General features: G+C 51.0%; 17 protein-coding genes. 5 read left to right on the top strand and 12 right to left on the bottom strand.

What is annotated here, in order from left to right; genetic code table 11:
• Nucleotides 1–188 precede the first annotated feature (188 nt).
• Nucleotides 189–791, bottom strand: coding sequence for a TetR/AcrR family transcriptional regulator (locus tag FPL14_RS20795; RefSeq protein ID WP_182299555.1), 603 nt, complete (start codon nucleotides 789–791; stop codon nucleotides 189–191).
• A gap of 154 nt (nucleotides 792–945) precedes the next feature.
• Here FPL14_RS20795 and FPL14_RS20790 point away from each other — a divergent pair, with 154 nt between their 5' ends.
• Both FPL14_RS20790 and FPL14_RS20785 read left to right on the top strand, forming a co-directional pair.
• Nucleotides 946–1,515 carry a hypothetical protein gene (locus FPL14_RS20790; protein WP_182299554.1) on the top strand — a complete coding sequence of 190 codons (570 nt, stop codon included), beginning with the start codon at nucleotides 946–948 and terminating at the stop codon, nucleotides 1,513–1,515.
• 174 nt (nucleotides 1,516–1,689) lie between these two features.
• A complete protein-coding gene (locus FPL14_RS20785; protein WP_324617827.1) occupies nucleotides 1,690–2,043 on the top strand; it encodes a GNAT family N-acetyltransferase in 354 nt (117 codons plus the stop codon).
• A gap of 162 nt (nucleotides 2,044–2,205) precedes the next feature.
• On the opposite strand, the gene FPL14_RS20780 is transcribed toward FPL14_RS20785, so the two are convergent.
• Nucleotides 2,206–2,727: a hypothetical protein gene (locus FPL14_RS20780; RefSeq protein WP_182299553.1), complete on the bottom strand. Its 522-nt coding sequence runs from the start codon at nucleotides 2,725–2,727 to the stop codon at nucleotides 2,206–2,208.
• 231 nt (nucleotides 2,728–2,958) lie between these two features.
• On the opposite strand from FPL14_RS20780, the gene FPL14_RS20775 reads away from it, so the two are divergent.
• Both FPL14_RS20775 and FPL14_RS20770 read left to right on the top strand, forming a co-directional pair.
• Complete coding sequence (locus tag FPL14_RS20775) at nucleotides 2,959–5,022, top strand: sensor histidine kinase (protein ID WP_182299552.1); 2,064 nt, start codon at nucleotides 2,959–2,961, stop codon at nucleotides 5,020–5,022.
• Between the two features lie 22 nt (nucleotides 5,023–5,044).
• The gene (locus tag FPL14_RS20770) at nucleotides 5,045–5,707 is read left to right on the top strand and encodes a response regulator transcription factor (protein WP_182304090.1); all 663 of its coding nucleotides are present in this window, start codon (nucleotides 5,045–5,047) and stop codon (nucleotides 5,705–5,707) included.
• A 64-nt stretch (nucleotides 5,708–5,771) separates the two neighbouring features.
• On the opposite strand, the gene FPL14_RS20765 is transcribed toward FPL14_RS20770, so the two are convergent.
• Nucleotides 5,772–6,455 (bottom strand): DUF421 domain-containing protein, encoded by a 684-nt coding sequence (locus FPL14_RS20765; protein WP_182299551.1) that lies wholly within the window; start codon nucleotides 6,453–6,455, stop codon nucleotides 5,772–5,774.
• A gap of 171 nt (nucleotides 6,456–6,626) precedes the next feature.
• Here FPL14_RS20765 and FPL14_RS20760 point away from each other — a divergent pair, with 171 nt between their 5' ends.
• Nucleotides 6,627–7,118 (top strand): cupin domain-containing protein, encoded by a 492-nt coding sequence (locus FPL14_RS20760; RefSeq protein ID WP_182304089.1) that lies wholly within the window; start codon nucleotides 6,627–6,629, stop codon nucleotides 7,116–7,118.
• 96 nt (nucleotides 7,119–7,214) lie between these two features.
• Here the strand turns inward: FPL14_RS20760 and FPL14_RS20755 are convergent, their stop codons facing one another.
• The 9 genes from FPL14_RS20755 to FPL14_RS20715 form a co-directional block, all read right to left on the bottom strand.
• Nucleotides 7,215–8,192 carry an aldose 1-epimerase gene (locus tag FPL14_RS20755; protein WP_182299550.1) on the bottom strand — a complete coding sequence of 326 codons (978 nt, stop codon included), beginning with the start codon at nucleotides 8,190–8,192 and terminating at the stop codon, nucleotides 7,215–7,217.
• Between the two features lie 28 nt (nucleotides 8,193–8,220).
• Nucleotides 8,221–9,213: an ABC transporter permease gene (locus FPL14_RS20750; protein ID WP_182299549.1), complete on the bottom strand. Its 993-nt coding sequence runs from the start codon at nucleotides 9,211–9,213 to the stop codon at nucleotides 8,221–8,223.
• Between the two features lie 20 nt (nucleotides 9,214–9,233).
• Nucleotides 9,234–10,196, bottom strand: coding sequence for an ABC transporter permease (locus tag FPL14_RS20745; protein WP_182299548.1), 963 nt, complete (start codon nucleotides 10,194–10,196; stop codon nucleotides 9,234–9,236).
• Nucleotides 10,197–10,223: 27 nt separating this feature from the next.
• Nucleotides 10,224–11,738, bottom strand: a complete 1,515-nt coding sequence (locus tag FPL14_RS20740; RefSeq protein ID WP_182299547.1) for a sugar ABC transporter ATP-binding protein — start codon at nucleotides 11,736–11,738, stop codon at nucleotides 10,224–10,226.
• An 86-nt stretch (nucleotides 11,739–11,824) separates the two neighbouring features.
• Nucleotides 11,825–12,922 (bottom strand): ABC transporter substrate-binding protein, encoded by a 1,098-nt coding sequence (locus FPL14_RS20735; protein WP_182299546.1) that lies wholly within the window; start codon nucleotides 12,920–12,922, stop codon nucleotides 11,825–11,827.
• A gap of 178 nt (nucleotides 12,923–13,100) precedes the next feature.
• Nucleotides 13,101–14,732 carry a response regulator gene (locus FPL14_RS20730; RefSeq protein ID WP_182299545.1) on the bottom strand — a complete coding sequence of 544 codons (1,632 nt, stop codon included), beginning with the start codon at nucleotides 14,730–14,732 and terminating at the stop codon, nucleotides 13,101–13,103.
• Nucleotides 14,733–14,762: 30 nt separating this feature from the next.
• The gene (locus FPL14_RS20725) at nucleotides 14,763–16,307 is read right to left on the bottom strand and encodes a cache domain-containing sensor histidine kinase (RefSeq protein WP_182299544.1); all 1,545 of its coding nucleotides are present in this window, start codon (nucleotides 16,305–16,307) and stop codon (nucleotides 14,763–14,765) included.
• Between the two features lie 32 nt (nucleotides 16,308–16,339).
• Nucleotides 16,340–16,588, bottom strand: a complete 249-nt coding sequence (locus FPL14_RS20720; RefSeq protein ID WP_182299543.1) for a hypothetical protein — start codon at nucleotides 16,586–16,588, stop codon at nucleotides 16,340–16,342.
• 141 nt (nucleotides 16,589–16,729) lie between these two features.
• A complete protein-coding gene (locus FPL14_RS20715; protein WP_182299542.1) occupies nucleotides 16,730–17,608 on the bottom strand; it encodes a helix-turn-helix transcriptional regulator in 879 nt (292 codons plus the stop codon).
• Nucleotides 17,609–17,659: the final 51 nt, after the last annotated feature.

Below are 17,659 nucleotides of genomic sequence, written 5' to 3'. Positions count from 1 at the left end.
CTTGAATGGTTATACACTATGAAAGTCCAACGGTGACGGGGCTGACGCTGATGGTCGGCGGCGGTTCCGTCATGCTGCGGTAAAGATCGTCAAATAAAAAGAAGTCCTTCGCTGCCGAATGGCGGCGGGACTTCCCCCTATTAGTCGGTTTAGTCGACTAACTCGCTCCGATACGCACCTTAGAGACGTTACGGCATTTCCCTTCCCTCTCCCGCTAGCCCATAGAAGAACAGCTCCAACAATTGATCCATGCTTCGAGCGTTCCGTTCCTGATTCGGTGCTTCCCAGTAACGGCCCAGTTCATTTTTGAACATCGTGAAATAACGCATCGCCATCACTTCCGATAGATCTTTGCGAATATACCCCTCTTGTATGCCAAGCGCGACAAACTTCCCGAAAAAAGGCGCGATCTTCCGCTCGCCGTAGCTTTCCATCGTCTGCATGAGTCCGTTCAGCTCCGAAGAGGGGACTTTCGGAAATTCATCCGCCAAAACTTTTATGTTTTTTGCTTCCAGCACCATGATTTCCTTCGTTTTCTCGGGAAAAGACAGCCCGGATTCCAGAATGTTCTCATATTGCTCCAACTGCTTGTCCATCCAGTACATAAGCGTATCGGTATACAGCTGCTCTTTGGTACCGAAGTAGTTATATATGGTAGCAGGGGAAACTTTCGCTTTATGCGCGATCTCGTTCACGCTGACCTTCTGAAAGCCGAATTTGAAAAATAACTCGATCGACACGCCGTAGATTTGATCCATCTTTTTCTGTTTCCGCCGTTCGAAGCCGTCCATCAACTTCACCTCAACTGTAGTGTAGCTAAAGTTGTGGAGTATTTCAATCAAACGAGTACAAAACATTGATTGATTTCATTTTCATAGTTATAATAATTTTAGAGTGTTTTAGTATATATAGTACAAAACTATTAAATGGTGGGAGCTGAATGAAATGAATCAAATGCGAATTCCTTCTTTTTTGCATGATGTGTTTGGCGAAAAACAGTCTCTCGGGTCCATTCTGTCGATCCTGCTTTTCGGCGGAACGCTGACTGCGGCGTTGTATTGGATATTCCCCGAAATGACGGACCGGTTGCCGGCGTGGCGCAGCGCGCTGGCCTTATTATTGATCTTCGATATTTTCTCCGGCTGCGTAGCGAACTTTACTTCTTCAACGAGCAACTTCTACGCGGCGAGAAAAACGAATCGAATCGTATTCATTGCTATCCATTTCCATATCGTATTGGTCGCGCTTCTGCTCCAAATCGATATTTGGCATTCGCTAGCGGTATGGGCTTATACGATTCTCGGAGCCTTTGTCGTAAATGCCCTTATCGGCAAGCCATCCCAAAAGTTCGTTGCGGGAATACTCTTGTCTGTCGGTCTTGGTTGTCTCCCCCTATTGCCGGAAATCACGCCCTATATGCTGATCGTCAGTATATTGTTCATGTTGAAAGTATTGTTCAGCTTCGCCGTCGATCATTACGGTCATGCCGATCGCAACATCGGTGAAGGAGCATGATTGCTCCGCCAAGAATAGCCACGCTGGCAAAATCGGACAAAGCCCGATTCATTACGCTCATGAGCCGGGCCTTTTCCCGGGACCCGTTGTTCCTGTTACGAAGATGGGGATTTGCTAGGGGCCTATGTCGTTGAAAAGCCGCACGCAAACATGATTCAGAGGATACGCGGAGGGGTGTTGCTGATCGGGAGGCTGCTGCCATTGCTCTTTCAACTGTCCCGACAAACGTCGCGCTTCCTTAACGACTATATGCGAGTAACAAGATCAGCCGCCCCCCGATGGGCGCATCATTATCTCATAATGATCGGCGTTATACCGGAGGCTCGGGGTAAGGGAGTCGGCAAAGCGCTGCTGAACCATCTGTTAAATGCGGTAAACGCGGACGAGAACTCGCTAGGAGTCGCGCTGGATACGGAAAATTTAGAAAACGTAAGTTTATATCGAAGGTTTGAGTTTGCCTTAAGCGGAGAAACGAACTTGAACGATATGCCTGTTTATTGCATGCGCTATCGAAAAGACGACATCTGATCTCCGTTGGAGCTAACGGCAAGTTCCCTGTACTGTCTCGGCAGCAGCCCCATCTCTTATCTTACGATCCATAAGCCAAACCAAGAAGATTGGCTGAAACAGAAATATAGGGAGCTGACGGATCCATTCCGATAGCTCCCTTATCAATTTGCCAAGCAGGTTTTATGCCGCGTCTTTTTTAGAGGACCAAACCGCGTATCCCATGCCGATATATGCAACTCCCCAAAGTAAAGCGACGATTTTCTCGAACATGGGAATTACGCCTATGAACAACATGGCTATAAGAGTAATGCACGGCCATTTCGGCAGGACGCGGGCTTTGAGACTGGCGATCGGAAAGAGTAAAAGCCCTAGCATGCCGGACGTAATTTCAAAACCTTTGACGATTCCCCACTCCCACGGCGACACGTGCAACATTGACGACCAAACCGTACAAGTGACCAGGATGAGTCCGAGTTCCAAAACGGCGAAGGCTATAAATCCGAATTTCCCCGCTTCCTTCACCTGCGCCAAATAGAGACCGAATGTTCCGAAAACCATCAAAATGTTCGCGATGAACGCGCAAATTAATTCCTGATCGCTATCCCCGCCCCATATATAGGAGGAGGGAGTCATCCCGATTCGGCTAACACCTCCGATCATGGCGACAAACGCAAACCATCTAACCGCTTTTTCAATTGTCATGTTCATCCTCCGCTTTCTCGCGTCGTTTTAGGTTCCGCCGTCCTTCAAGTTCAATGGCGGCATGAACAATGTAACAACGAAGTTATCCCGCCGTCATGATTGATCGTCCCGTCCCGATCAGGAAGAAAATTCCCGAACGGGTCGGGAATTGTTCCCTTTCCTGTTCTAGGAATGGCGGTTATAGTGGAGAAAGATGGCATTTATTCGAGAGAGGGGTAAGGTACTAGGCCCGTGAAAAATAGATTACGCGGAAGAAGATTATGGGCGATCGTTCTTTTTCGGCATACGATATGGCCTTTGTTCGCCCTTCTCTCGTTGGTTATTTTCGCGCTTTCGTTATGGAAGGGCTATTCGCTTCATCAAACCCCCTGCACGGACGAGAATTGGTGCTCCAATATTTTTTATTTGACTTCCGATCAAATGTCCTTATTGAATCTGATCGGGTTGCCGACTTCGTTCTATAGCGGAGTAATGGGCGGATTCGCCGCTCTATCGTTCGCGAGCTTTTTCTCCGTAAGCTGGATTCTCTATCGTTACGGGTCGAATGATCCTGTGTGTTATACGACTTCGATCTTGCTAATGGCGACGGGCTCCGCGTTCACGAACGACGGATCCGTCCTGGAAGCCTGGCCGCTCGCGGTTCGCGCGTTCGAATTCCAGGACATGTTATTCGGCTTATCTTATTTGCTGCTTTTCCTGTATCCCGACGGCGCCTTCACTCCGCGGTGGACAAAATACTTCGCTATTTACGGTTTGTTCTTCGCGCTATCCCCCTATTTCGCTCCGTCGACGGTGTTGGATATGTCGACGTGGCCGCTCGCGATTCGGGTTATTCAAAGCTCGATTCTATTCGCGTTGATCGTCTATTCCCAGGTGTATAGATATAAACGGACATTCTCGGCGGAACAGCGTCAACGAACGAAATGGTTCGTCGCGAGCATCGCGTTGTATTTGTCCGGATCGGTGTTCATGGTAGCCGTCGGAAACAACCCGGTTTTCAAAATTATCCTATGGGGCGTCATGAATATCGGCTTATTGTCGATTCCCTTCTCGGTGGCGCTTACCGTCATCGAGCAGAGAAGCCGAAAAATGACGACCGTCTTCAACAGATCCATCGTCTATGCCGTGCTTAGCTTCACTGTCGTATCCGTCTTTGCGCTCGCGATGGGCATGATCGGAGCTATTTTCCAAACGAACGACAATTGGTTGATCTCCTTGCTAATCGTAGGATTAATCGCGATCGTGCTGCAACCGCTCCGGGATAAAGTTCAGGACGCCGTCGATCGGCTCATTTACGGCATGCGCGAAGAACCCTATCGGGTCGTCTCGAATTTGATTCAGCAGTTGGAGGCGGTCGTTTCCAATCGAACCGTCTTGCCGCTCGTATTGGAATTTTTAGCACAAGCCTTAAGATTGCCTTACGCCGCGATCAAGGATTGTCGCGATAGCTCGGGCCTGCTTGCCTCCTACGGAGTGCCGGTTCCCGGATGTTTGGAGATCCCGTTGTCTATTCAAAACGAGCCCGTCGGAACTTTGATTCTTGGCTCGTCGGCTATTCATAACATCATGCCTCCAAGCAAACGGTACTTGTTTGACGATTTAATCCGGCAAGTGGCGATCGCTACCCGGACGGCTCTATTGTCGAACGAACTGCAGCGTTCGAGGGAACAACTCGTCAGCGCGAGGGAGGAGGAGAGACGCCGGCTGCGACGGGATCTGCATGACGGACTCGGATCCAACCTGGCCAGCATCAGCATGAAGCTGGCGACCGCGCTCGATCAGTACGACGGTCAGTCGCCAAAGGTTCAATCGATGCTCGCCAATGTGCAACATCAACTAGACGGCGCTATCACGGACATTCGCCGGCTCGTTTACGCTTTGCGGCCGCCTTCGCTGGATGAATTCGGCTTGCTCTTCTCTCTTCGCGATCTGGCGGGTCAATCGCAACAAGCCCATTTTCGCGTTATCCTTCAAGCGCCCGAGTCTCTGCCTCCGCTTATGGCGGCGGTAGAAGTAGCTGTCTACCGAATCGTTCAGGAGGCGATAACGAACTCATTGAAGCATTCGAATGGCACCGCGTGCCATATCCAACTGACAGTCGAAGAAACGCTTCGAATCCAAATTACGGACGATGGGGTCGGCATGTCCAATGATTCCAAGAAAGGAGTCGGCATTCGCTCCATGCGGGAACGGGCGGAGGAGTTAAACGGATGGTTTACGATTCGGGATTCGGCAGACCCGGGCACTCGGATCGAAATCGAAATTCCGCTGTTCTCTCCATCCCAATCGAGCTAAGGAGGTTCCATCATTGGAGAAAATGAAAATATTGATAGCGGATGACCACCCCCTTTTCCGGGAAGGAATCATCGCCGTGCTTCAGGGATACGAGGAATTGGAGATCGTGGGGGAAGCGGAATCAGGAGACGAAGCCGTGCGTTTGGCCGAATCGTTGCAGCCGGATCTGATCTTGATGGACATCAGCATGTCCGGCGTCAACGGGATCGAGGCCACCCAACAAATCATCATGACGAGCCCGCACATCCGAATTCTGATCCTGACCATGTTCGACGACGATAATTCCGTCTTTTCGGCGATCCGGGCAGGCGCTCGCGGCTATCTGCTCAAAGGAGCCAAACCCAAAGAGATTATCCGTGCTCTTGTCGCCGTCGCGGACGGGGAAGCCATCTTCAGCCCGGGAATCGCCAGCAAGATGATGTTTTATTTCAATACGATTCAGAATCCGCCGCAAAAAGAGATATTCCCGGGATTGACCTTCAGAGAGACGGAAATCCTAGAGCAGTTGGCCAAGGGGAAGACGATGGCCGATCTTGCCCTATCGTTCCAACTCAGCTTAAAGACGATTCGGAATCACGTATCGAACATCTTGAATAAACTGCAGGTTGTCGATCGAGCCCAAGCCATTCTGCTTGCGAGGGAAGCCGGTCTAGGAAGATGGCCGGGAGGATCCGAGCCCAAATAAAAAAAAGGCCGGGCAGCGATAAATCGCTCCTCGGCCTTCCCAATCGTTCATCCATCCAATCCAACTACGCCTTTGCATAGGTTTGCACGAAAATTCCGTCCCCAACCAACCATTCGGCTATTAAAACGTCTTTGTAATCCGAAACATGTTGGGATAGCAGTTTCTTCTTTAACCACGATTCGTCGAACCCCAGATCCTTGACCTCATCCCACAATACTTTTCCGTCTCGAATGAGGGTAACGGGAACATGAACCGGCTTACCCGGCATTTTGAAATCCTCCAATGTTGTTTTTTGATACTTCGCCTTTTTGAGAATGCTGATCGATCCGTTCGGTTCCAGATAGCAGTAGGCAACTTCCCGAATCGAAAAAGTTTCGCTTTGCCGAAGCAAGCTTTGTAACTGATTTAGGTTCATCCGATTCTTTTTCAGTTCTTCTCGGTCTATGACTCCGTTTTTAATGAGCGCGGCCGGTTTCCCTTCAACGAAACCTCGAAACCTCAATGATTTCTGTCCTATGTATTCGACAACAAGCAGTAATAATCCCCATAGGCAAATGGCAAAGATAATCTCGCCAATCCCGATCTCGGGGTCATAAAGCGCGTTCCCAAGGATCTCTCCCATTACAATGGCGGTTATAAACGTGAATGGCGTTACTTGAGTGATGATCTTTCTTCCTACAATCTTAACGACTATGAAAAGCATGGAAAATCCCACAACAAGTTCGCAAGTGAGATTTATGAATTTCATGAAGCTTATTGCCCCCAAACTACGCCATAGTAGGTAATCGAATTATGTATTCCCCGGAAAACAAGGATTTATTATAATGCGGGCTCAAGCCCATTCTTGAGCATAATGCTTTCCTTTATCTAGGCATCTGCATAGGATAAGGCGACATTACCTGAATGGAGGCGTTATTCAATTAATAATTATCATGGTTATAATTGGAATGCTCATTATTGGAGCTTTTACAATCAGAACTCTTATTATAGAAACTTGATTTTGCAGGATTATGGTCCAAAACCGTTCGTAGTGAATATTAACCAAGCAGCTAAGCTCAACAACAATTACCGCACCGCTTTATGGACGGGAAAACATTTTCAAGTGACTTTGATGAGCATTAACGTCGGCGAAGACATCGGATTGGAAGTCCATCCGACGACAGACCAATTTATTCGAATCGAAGAAGGTCAGGGGCTTGTTCAAATGGGTGATAGCAAAGATCATTTAGATTTTCAAGCAATGGCATATGATGACTATGCGATTATGATACCCGCCGGAAAATGGCATAATGTAACCAATACGGGGAATAGACCGCTCAAAGTATACGTGATCTATGCACCACCTCATCACCCCCATGGCACAGTGCATGTAACAAAAGCGGATGCGATGGCTTCCGAAAGAATCTTCTAGCCCTAACAAAAGCACAAAAGAGGCTGAACAGCGATAAATCGCCGCTCAGCCTCTTTCCATTTATAATTCGGTTTCGCGCATGCGCCTAATCCCAGCCTACTCCACCCACATGCTCGTGCTAAAGCGGAACGTCTCTCCGGCTGCAATCCCCCGAGCGCCAGTCCATTCGTGTTCGTATGGGAGATTAAAAGCATCGGTCACGTAAGTGTATGGCTCAAGCGAGTAGGCCGATGACCAATCGGGGCGGAAAAGCAGCACGTAAGGGAACTCCGGTCCGAATCGATAGGCAATCGTATAACCTCTATCTTTCATCTCCATGCGGCAAGTGCTATCTCCGCCAGCCAAGGTCAAGAGATTGCAGCCAAGCTGCGGATAGTCGGCGATAGAGACGCCTTCGCTTAAGCTGCGGCTGTAAGCCGTAACCTCCGGCTTGCCCGCAACCAGTGCCAGGTTCGTGACCGGCCACTCCGCCGTCGCGGGAACTTGCAGCCTGATCTCTTCTCCATTGCCAAAGGGAATAGCGAAATACGGATGGAGCCCGAAAGCTAACGGCGCTTCGTCTTGTCCCTCGTTCGCGATCGTCCCGTTCATCTCAAGCCGCCCTTCTCGGAGCGAGACGGTAACGGTAAAAGTAAGAGGATGAGGAAAATAAGCCATGATTGCAGGATGCGCGGCATAGCGGAATCGGCTGATCGCGTAAGCGCCGCGCTCTTCCGAAGCCCCCGTCTCGACGACTTCCCATGCCTTGGAGCAAATCTCCCCGTGCAAATGAAAATGAGGCGGTTCGTTCAGCGGAAGATGATATTCCCTTCCTTTATAACTCATTCGTCCGTCCTTCACCCGATTAGGAGGAAACAAAATCGGCGTACCGTATTGAAAATCCGCCAACTCGACGTCCTTGAACGAGCTTACGCTCGCAGGCGGCACGAGAACTTGCCGCCCGCCGCTCTCGAAACGATAGAGATTGTTTCCGACCTCGGGAACGATCTCCGCTACGGAATCGCTTCCGGCATCCGTTAGCTCAATAACGGCCATTCCGTCTTTAATAATTCGGTTCGCTGCATATCGACTCATCGCGCTTCAACCTTTCGTCTTCGCTTCGTCACGTTGTTTTTTGCCTGCCATAAGCAACGAGCAAGAGCAACAATATGATACCATAGACGATCTGCCGCCCGCCTTCGCTAATGTTCAGCGTAATGAGGATGCTGCTCAGGGAGGTCAATAGAATCGCGCCCGCAACGGTACCGTTATAGGTTCCTAATCCTCCCGTTAACGCGATGCCTCCGATGACGACCGCAATGATCGTAGGCAGCATATAAGTCGCGCCGATATCCAGGAACGCCGTTCCCGTATAGCTAAGAAGCATCATGCCGCTGATCGCCGATATCGCGCCGCTTGCGCCGTACACGACCGTGCGAACGACCCTTGTCCTCACGCCGGACAATTCCGTCGTTAGCCTATTGGTTCCTAATCCGTACAGCAGTTTGCCCCATTTCGTGCGGGTGAGAAACAGCGCGACGATAGCGGCTAGCACGATCCATACGAAGACGAGATTGGGAATTCCCGCCGTCCTGCCCGTCCCGAGTTCTTTAAGCAACGGAGAAGCCATGCCTTTCGGCTGACCGTTCGTATAGACGAGTCCCGCGCCTTGAATAACGCTTGCCATCGCCAGCGTCATGACGAGCGGCGGTACTTTGAAATAGGAAATGCCAATCCCGCTGACGCAGCCGATCAAGAATCCGACGGCCAATACGACGAATACCGCAAGAGGCAAATTCCCGTCCAGACCGCCGATGATTTGCGAAGACATCACGGCGCCGAGAGAAGCCATCGCCCCTACGGACAGATCGATGCCTTCGCCGCCGGACAAGACGACGAGCATCTGCGCCAAGGCGATGAACCCCAGCAACGCGGATATGTTCAGCACGTTCATAATATTGGAGAATTCCCCGAAGCCGGGGGAAATGATCTGACCCGCAATGAAAATCAATACGGCGAGCACGTAGGCGACGAGTACCTTAAAGCTGCCATGGCTCTTGACTTTCTGCAGCGTCAAGCCCGAATTCCGCGCCTCGCTTGTTTGCAATTGGCTCATGCTTGTTGTCGACCTCCCGATTAGGCAAGCGCCTTCTTCCGAAGCGTCGGAAGAATGGACAGCGTCAGCGCGAATATAATAATCAAGCCTTTAATCAAATCCTGGTAGAAGGAGGACAGATTCGCGAAGAAAATAATATTGGAAATGAATCCGAGAATCAATGCGCCCAGAACCGCGCCGATCAAGTTGCCTTTGCCGCCCTGAAGGCTGATTCCTCCGATAACGACCGCGGCGATCGAGTTGAGCGTATACGCCCGGCCCATGTTCGCATCCCCCGTCGCGGTCTGGGAAACGACGACCAATGCCGTCAACACGATGAAAACGCTGCTGATCAGGAAAGCGTACAGTTTGACCTTCTTCGTGTTGATCCCATTAGCGTAGGCCGCCTGCTCGCTGCCACCTACGGCATAAATATAACGATAGATTTTCCGCCTCTGAATGAATCCCCAGATGACGAGTCCGATAATGATAATGACTAAGGACATCGGCAAGAAGGAAGCGATGTTCGTCTGATACGTCTCGTAGAAGAAGGAAGGAATATACCCGCCGGGCTGAGGCATAATCAGAAGCGCCGCTCCGTAGCAGATGGCGGACACGGCGAACGTCGAGATAATCGCCGGCAGCTTCAAGTAGCCGACCGTAATCCCGTTCAACGCCCCGACCGCGAACGTCGCGACGAGAGAGAGACCGATTCCCAAGATGACGCTGGAAGGCGAATCGTTCATGGTCGCGGCCATAATGACCGTCGACAACGTAATCGCCATGCCGAGGGACAGATCTATTCCTCCCACGAGAATGACGACCGCTTGCGCCATGCTTGCGAGCACGAGCGGAGTAAAGCTGGCCAAGTTGGACTGGAAGACGTCGAAGGTGAAAAATCCCGGCTGCAAGTAGGCATTGACGGCGACGACGATCAAGAAAATAATAACGATCGGGAACAAGCTATGATGCTGGAGCTTATGCAAGCGATTTTGTCCATTCAATTCGACTCACCCCAAAATAGAGATAAACTAATTTACCGCGGCCTTCGCCGAACGCAGGGATGACGACACGAAACGTTGTTCGCTGTAATCGGCAGGCATCAATTCATCCACGATCTGATCCTCGAACAAGATGAATACGCGGTCGCAAATATCCATTAATTCTTCATGGTCGCTTGCGTACAGAAGAACGGAAGTTCCTTGCGCGGCCAACTTTCTGACCGTATCGTACAATTCCTTCTTGGCTCCGATGTCGACGCCCTTTGCAGGATCGCTGAGCAGCAGCACCTTAGGGGATAACGGCAGCCACTTGCCTACGACGACCTTCTGCTGATTGCCGCCGCTTAAATACTGCACGACTTTGCCGGGATCGTTCGGCACGATGTTCACTTGGCGAATAACGTCATTAGCCTCCGCCTTCAGCTTCTTCATGTTAAGGAAGAATCCGGTTTTCTTCGTCGCGAATTGCGGATAGATCAAGTTAAGCAGCACGTCATGCTGCAGGAACAGCCCTTCCTTATGCCGGTCTCCCGGCACGAGAACCATGCCTTCCCTCACCGCATGCTTTGGATGCCTCAGCTTTAGATTCTTCCCGCCCAGCGAAATTTGGCCCTGCTTCGGCTGGACGAGACCGGACAACACGAGAAGCAGCTCTTCTTGCCCTTGTCCTTGCAGTCCTCCAAGGCCGACGATTTCGCCTTTCTTTATATCAAAGCTCACCCGATCCTTCGATTTGCGGAGCATGAGCTCCCGGACTTCGAGCATCTTTTCCGACTGTATGGCGCTGCTGGCTGGAGCATTGTCTTTGGCGTGCCGATGTTCCTTGCCGGATATCATGGAGACGATCAGATTCTCGTCCTTGGCTTCGGTCTCGAAATCGATGGCGCCGACGGTTTCCCCGTTTCGGAACACCACTACGTAATCGCAAATGGTTTTGATTTCCCATAATCGATGGGAGATAAAAATAATCGACGTGTTGTGCGCCTTCAATTCGCGCATGACGGCGAAGAGCTTCTCTACCTCGGACGTCTCGAGCGGAGCGGTAGGTTCGTCAAGAATAAGCAGCTTAGGCTTATGGGAAATGGCTTTGGCGATTTCCACGAACTGTTTTTGCGCGAGCGATAAGTCTTTCACCTTCTCGTCGATCGACAGTTCCGGGGCGAATTTGGACAAATAAGTCGCGGCGAGCTCCTTCGATTGCCGATCGTTCATGAAACCTATCGAGCTTTCCGGCTCGGAGCCAAGCGTCATATTCTCCCAGATGGTCAACTCGGGAACGAGACTGAGATGCTGGTGAACCATGATGATTCCGTGCTTTTTGGCTTCCTGCGGATTCGCGACGTTAAGCCGCTCGCCGTCGAACCAGATTTCTCCTCCGTCCGGCTTCACGACGCCCGATATCATTTTCGAGAACGTCGACTTCCCCGAACCGTTAGCCCCGAGCAGCCCGCATACTTTTCCTTGCTTGCAGATTAGATTGCCGTCGCGAAGTGCCATGACTCCGCCATAGGATTTACGCAACGATTTCGCTTCGAGTAATTGCATGGCCAGTCTCCTCTTATCGAAAGAGGGAATACCTCGGTACTCCCTCTCTCGTCGTATCGATTGTTGCACTTACGGCCGTTATGGCGTTATTCGAAAAACGCGTTCAGTTGCTCCTCGGACAGCCACTCGTCAAGCGTGAACGTATCAGGCTTGTCCGCAACCTTGTTCAATTCGGCTTCTAGAGTGTCGTTCTTGATGTGCGTGCTGATCGGGTAGTAGAAAGTGTTGTCTTTCATAGGCAAATTGCTTTTCTTGCCCTGGAGCATTCTTACGCCGATTCCGAGCGCCGTCGCGCCGATTCCCGGAGGATTGTTCTGGCCGTAAGTGCTGAAGCCCTCGCTGTCTTTCAATTCCTTCCACTTCTTAAGGAAGGCAACGTTATTCTCGCCCGTAATAACCGGGAGCTTCTTATTCGCGGCTTGGAATGCGTTAACTACGCCAAGCGCCATGCCATCCTGCGTGAGTACGCCGTCGATCTTAGGATACGAAGCGATCAGGTTCGAAGTCACTTGCTGCGCGTTCGCTTCATCCCAGTTGCCGTTCACTTCCGTCAAAACTTTAATATCCGGATGTTTCGCGAGCACTTCCTTCATTCCGATCAAACGGTTAACGTTGGCGGAGCTTCCCGCCAATCCGCTGACGATGACGATATCGCCTTTGCCGTCCAGCTCGTTCACGAACCACTCGGCAAGGTTTCTTCCGAACTCCTGCTGGTCGATAACGACGTTGATCGATTTCGGCGTCGTAACCGGCTGATCGAAGGTAATAACGGTGATTCCTTTCTTGACCGCTTCTTCGATTACCGGATTGAGAGCGGTTTCAGAATTGGGGTCAATGAGCAGCAAATCGACTTTGGCGTTGATCATGTTGCGAATTTGCGCGATTTGGTTGTTCACGTCTACGCCCGCGTGCTGTACGATAATCTTCTCGATCCAACCTTTTTGTTTGTAATCTTCCGCGAGCTGTTCGATCGCTTCCGTCATTTGCGTTCTCCAGCCGTTGCCGATGTAACCGTTGCTCACTCCGACGACGATCGGTTTGATTTCTTTGGATTCTCCTTGCGAGGCGCTTGCGCCGCTAGTCGCCGCCGATTCGGACGGTTTGCTCTCGTTCTTGCCGCAGGCGGCCAAGACCAGAACCGAAGCAAGCATGATGCAGAGTACGATGGACAAACTTCTTTTCATTGAAAAGCCTCCCTTTGAAATGGAAAATCCATGATTCCACTCTCCACAGCATCCCGATTTTTGTGATTGCTTTTGCGGGTATGGGTGTCTGTCTGAGACTTAGGTTATCATGGATGGCTGCTCCCGCAGACTCACAGAATCAACTAAACGAGTGCAAAAATTATACCTTTCGGGCGGACTACCCGTTGATCGACGAGAGGTCCTGTTGCCGGTTCTCGCTATACTGGCTCGGGCTAATGCCGAAAAACTTCTTGAACACCTTGCTGAAATACTTCGGGTCCTCGTACCCTACGATCTCGGAAATTTCCTGTTGTCTTAAGGAAGTCGTCTCCAAAAGATGTTTCGCTTCTTCCATTCTGATTCTCGTCATATAGCTGTTGAAGCTTTCGCCCGTGTACGTTTTGAATATTCTGCTGAAATAGATCGGATTGATATGATACTTCTCCGACACCATGTTCAGGGTCAGCTCCGAGCTGCAAAATTCCTTGATGTACGCCTTAACCCGATATACGATTTCCTTGCCCGTCGCGTCTTGTCCTCCGATCAAGTGTTGGCAGGCGTTCTCGAGATACTGATATAGCCAGTCGACCATCTGGTCCAGATAGCTGAATCCGGTTACGATTTCCGTAATGTCGGCCACCGAACCCGCCACCGCGGCGTCCGGATTGACCGCAGCTTCTTCCTGCGCGAATTGCTTGATGACGAAGTACGCCTCGAAGAACAGCTCGTGCGCTTGGGTATGATTGGAGATCAGTTTCTTCCGAACCGCGTGCTTGAACAAGTAATCGATATGTTCCTTGACCTTGTCCCACTTCTTTTCTTTCAGAAAACGCGTAAGCAGCTTCATATCCGCCGAGAAATTCGGTTTGTCGGTCTTATTGGACGCTTGCGAGTAATCGATCACCTTGCCCGTTCCGAGAAGAAGCCTCTCCTTTACGGCGAATAGCGCCTCGCGGTAAGAAGCTTTAATCGCATTCGCTTGATCATAAGCGCCGCCGATTCCGACGGTTACGCGGATTCCGAACCGCTTCTCCATGCTTTCCACGAACGGAACGAGCAAACGAACGATTTTATCTTTGCCGCTCCCGGGCTCCGGATGAAGCAGCAGGATGAACTCATGGTCGGGTCTGATGTTCTTGATAACGCAACCTTCCCCCAGATTCGCCATGTATTCTCGGCAAGCCGTCTCCAGCTCGTTATAGAGGACGAGATTGCGTATGCGGTTAGGATCGTCGGCGGTCGAATCCAACAACAGCTCGGTCTTGAGAACGCCGATCAGGAAGCGGCCGGCGGCAAGCTCCTTCTCCCATTCTTGCCCAACGTCGGCCGGCACCTGCTTGGAGTTTTTGTCCGCCAGCCAGTGCAGCAGGGATTCCTCTTTCAGCCTAAGCTTCTCCCGGCTTTCCCGCTCCTTCATCCATGCGCTTTCGGAAGTTAGAATCTCGGCTTTGACGGCCAACAGGGACGACTTCATCTCCGTCTCCTTAAGAGGCTTGAGCAAGTATTCCGATATTCCGTATTTCATCGCGGCCCGCGCGTATTCGAACTCGCTATACCCGCTGATGACGATGAATTTAACGGATGGGCTTACTTCCGCCGACTGACGGATCAGGGTAAGCCCGTCCATGACCGGCATCGTGATGTCCGTAATGACGAGATCGATCGTTCCGCCGGCGATGTGTTCCATGGCCTCCGTTCCGTCGCACGCTTCCGCGGCAACTTGCATGCCGAGAGATTCCCAATCGACTTTCATTTTGATGCCGTTTCGGATATGCGCTTCGTCATCGACGATCATAACGTTTAGTAACATGGCTAATGAACCCCTTTCTCTGTCGAAATCTTAAGCGATATTGTCGTTGTGGGCGGCTTCGCGAACGATGGGAATCGTTATCGTCACCTTTGTCCCTAGGCCTTCGGAGCTGACGATGGTCAACCCGTAAGCTTCCCCGTAGAAGCTCTTGATCCGGTGGCATACGTTCGCAAGACCGATATGCGATCCGCCGCCCGTCTTGCTCTGCAGTCGGTTGGACGACGTCTCCAATCGCTCGATCAACGAGGTCAATTCCTCCTCTTTCATCCCCGCTCCGTTGTCCTGCACGGCAATCGAAAGATGGCCTCCGTCCGGCAAAATCATGATTTTAATCGTCCCGGCCTTCCGTATTCCGTGAATAACGGAGTTTTCGACGAGAGGCTGAAGCAGCAGCTTCACGATCTGGCAATCCCGTACGTTCGGATCGATGATGAATTGCCATCGAAGATCTTCGCCGTATCTCGTCTTCTGAATGTGCAGGTAACGCTGCAATTGGCCTACCTCTTCGTCGATCGTGGCGACGTCGTTGCCGTTCGTGCTATAGCGGAAAATATCGGCCAGCATTTGGGTGATCGAGCTGATTTCCTTCTCCTGCTTCACGGTGGCGATGCTGTCGATGACCGATAAAGTGTTATATAGAAAGTGCGGGTTGATCTGCGATTGCAAGGCTTTGATTTCGGCGTCCTTCTGCAAAATTTCCGCTTCGTATACCCGGTCGATGAGTTGATTGATCCGTTTGAGCATCCGGTTGAAGCTGCTGCCGAGAACGCCGATCTCGTTGTTGCTGTTCAGGTTGACGAATACTTTGAGATCGCCTCCCTCGACTTTGCGCATGGCCGCCGCGAGCCTCTGTACCGGCCTTGAGATGCTTATCGAGATCGATAGGGAAATGAGAATCGCCAGCACGAGCAGAACGAAGTCCAGCTGGATCGAGAATTTCCCGACGGAGACGATCCGTTCCATCAGATACGAATAAGGAATCGCGCTGACGACATACCACCCTGTCGCCGTGGATTTGGCATAGGTAACCATGAACTTCTGTCCGTCCAGGTCCGAGGAGAACATGCGCGTGTCCCCCTCCCGGGAATCGACGATCTGCGGAACGAAAGAATATTCCGCGGGTTTGGTCAGCTTCTTCTTGCTGAGATGGGAGACGACCTTTCCTTCTTTGTCCATGATGAACACGAACCCGTTAGGGCCCAGATCGATATAAGAGAACGTGTCGGCGAGCGCGAATTCTTTCGTGCCTAGCACTAAAGTTCCCATGACCTTCCCGCTGGAAGGATCGTAGATTTTGCGCGTGAGCGTCGTTAAATACTCGTACAGCATCGACGGACTTTGATTCTGTATCGTTCCCCGCCAATATACCGGCTCCGGCCGGCTCATCGCCTGCGTATACTCGTTGGATAATTTATAATCTTCGGGCACCATCGTTTCCCCCGAAGTAACCGCGTATTCCTGCTCGGCCATCAGAATTTGCGCTCCGACGATCTCTCTCTTGGAGCTGAGAATTTGTCCTAGCTTCTTCTTAAGCTTATCCGCCGCTTGCGCCCGGACAGTCTCGTTATCCTCCAAGGCGATTTCCCCGATCGATTGCTGAATGTCGATCAGGATACGATTTGCAGGCTGATGTCTTCGATGCCGGTGAGCAGCGCATCCAGCCGTCCGGCCGACTGAACCATGATCTGCTCGGAATACAAGCCGGTTTTCTCTTCGATCGCTTTGTAGGCGTTATTGTATAAGACGTATCCGATTACGATGGCCGGAATAACGGTCAAAATCAAGAAAAAGACGAACAGCTTCCACTGCAATCGCCCAAAGAACGAGCGCGACAATCGATTCCAATGACCGAACACCGTTCTCCCCCCTATCGGCAGCTTATTGTGTATGCGCTTCCACGAATCACTATAAGCATAGGGGAAAAAATCGTCGCATACTTAACCAAAGTCGCGGCTAAAGTTGTGATTTTGTTCACAGCGGAATGTTCCTAAATATGCTTATAACATCCCGCTTTCCTTGCGGCTGCGGTACTGGCTTGGGGAAATTCCCCGGTGCTCTTTGAAAACCTTGTTGAAATAATGAATCGAATTGTACCCGCATTCGAACCCGATCGACGTAATCGGCTTGTCCGTCGTATCGAGCAGATGCATGGCGATTTGAACGCGCAATCGATGAATGAATCGATTAGGGGACACTCCCATCAAGCTTCTAAAATCGTTATAAAACCGTGTTTTGCCTTTGCCGTACAAGCGGATGAGCACTTGGATGTCCATCTCCTCGGTCATATGCTGCAGCAAATGCTCCAATACGGCAATCATTTCGGAATCGACGGCCGTGTTGCCCATCTCGGCTTGCCGATCTAACGTATAGCGATAGATCTGGATAAGAATATCGATAAAATGCATGAACTGCTGCGTCTCCCAACCGGGAGCCTTCCGCTGTTCTTCCTCATACGCCTCGATCGCCGCCCGATGAATAGCGGACGCATAAGGGCTCGACTTCTCAATATGGGGAGATACCGTGTCGGTATAGAACGGATACAGCAATTTATGACCGTGAGGAATCCATTTCACGATAGACGGCGAGAACAGCACCAGAATCCAGACGATCGGCTTTCCCGGTTCCTGGACGAGATTGTAATGCGGTTCGTACGGCCGGAACACGAACACGTCTCCCGCTTCGCCGGTAACGTCGCGGTTCAGCAAACGGAAACGCGCCCTATTTTCCAACAGGACGTTAATCTCCAGCCAATCGTGCATATGTAGCTCGTGTTCGACATCATAGTCGATCCTCTTGGTGAACATCAGTTGCTTCTCGTATTTCAAATCGACGAAGAACAAGTCGTGCACGTCCCTTCTGGATGCTCTTGCCAACACGATACTAACGCTAATGAACTCTATTATAATCCACTTCTCGCACCGGTCTAC

Origin of the sequence: Cohnella cholangitidis, assembly GCF_014107495.1 — a bacterium.
GTDB classification, from domain to species: domain Bacteria; phylum Bacillota; class Bacilli; order Paenibacillales; family Paenibacillaceae; genus Cohnella; species Cohnella cholangitidis.
This window is presented reverse-complemented; position numbering and strand designations above follow the sequence as displayed.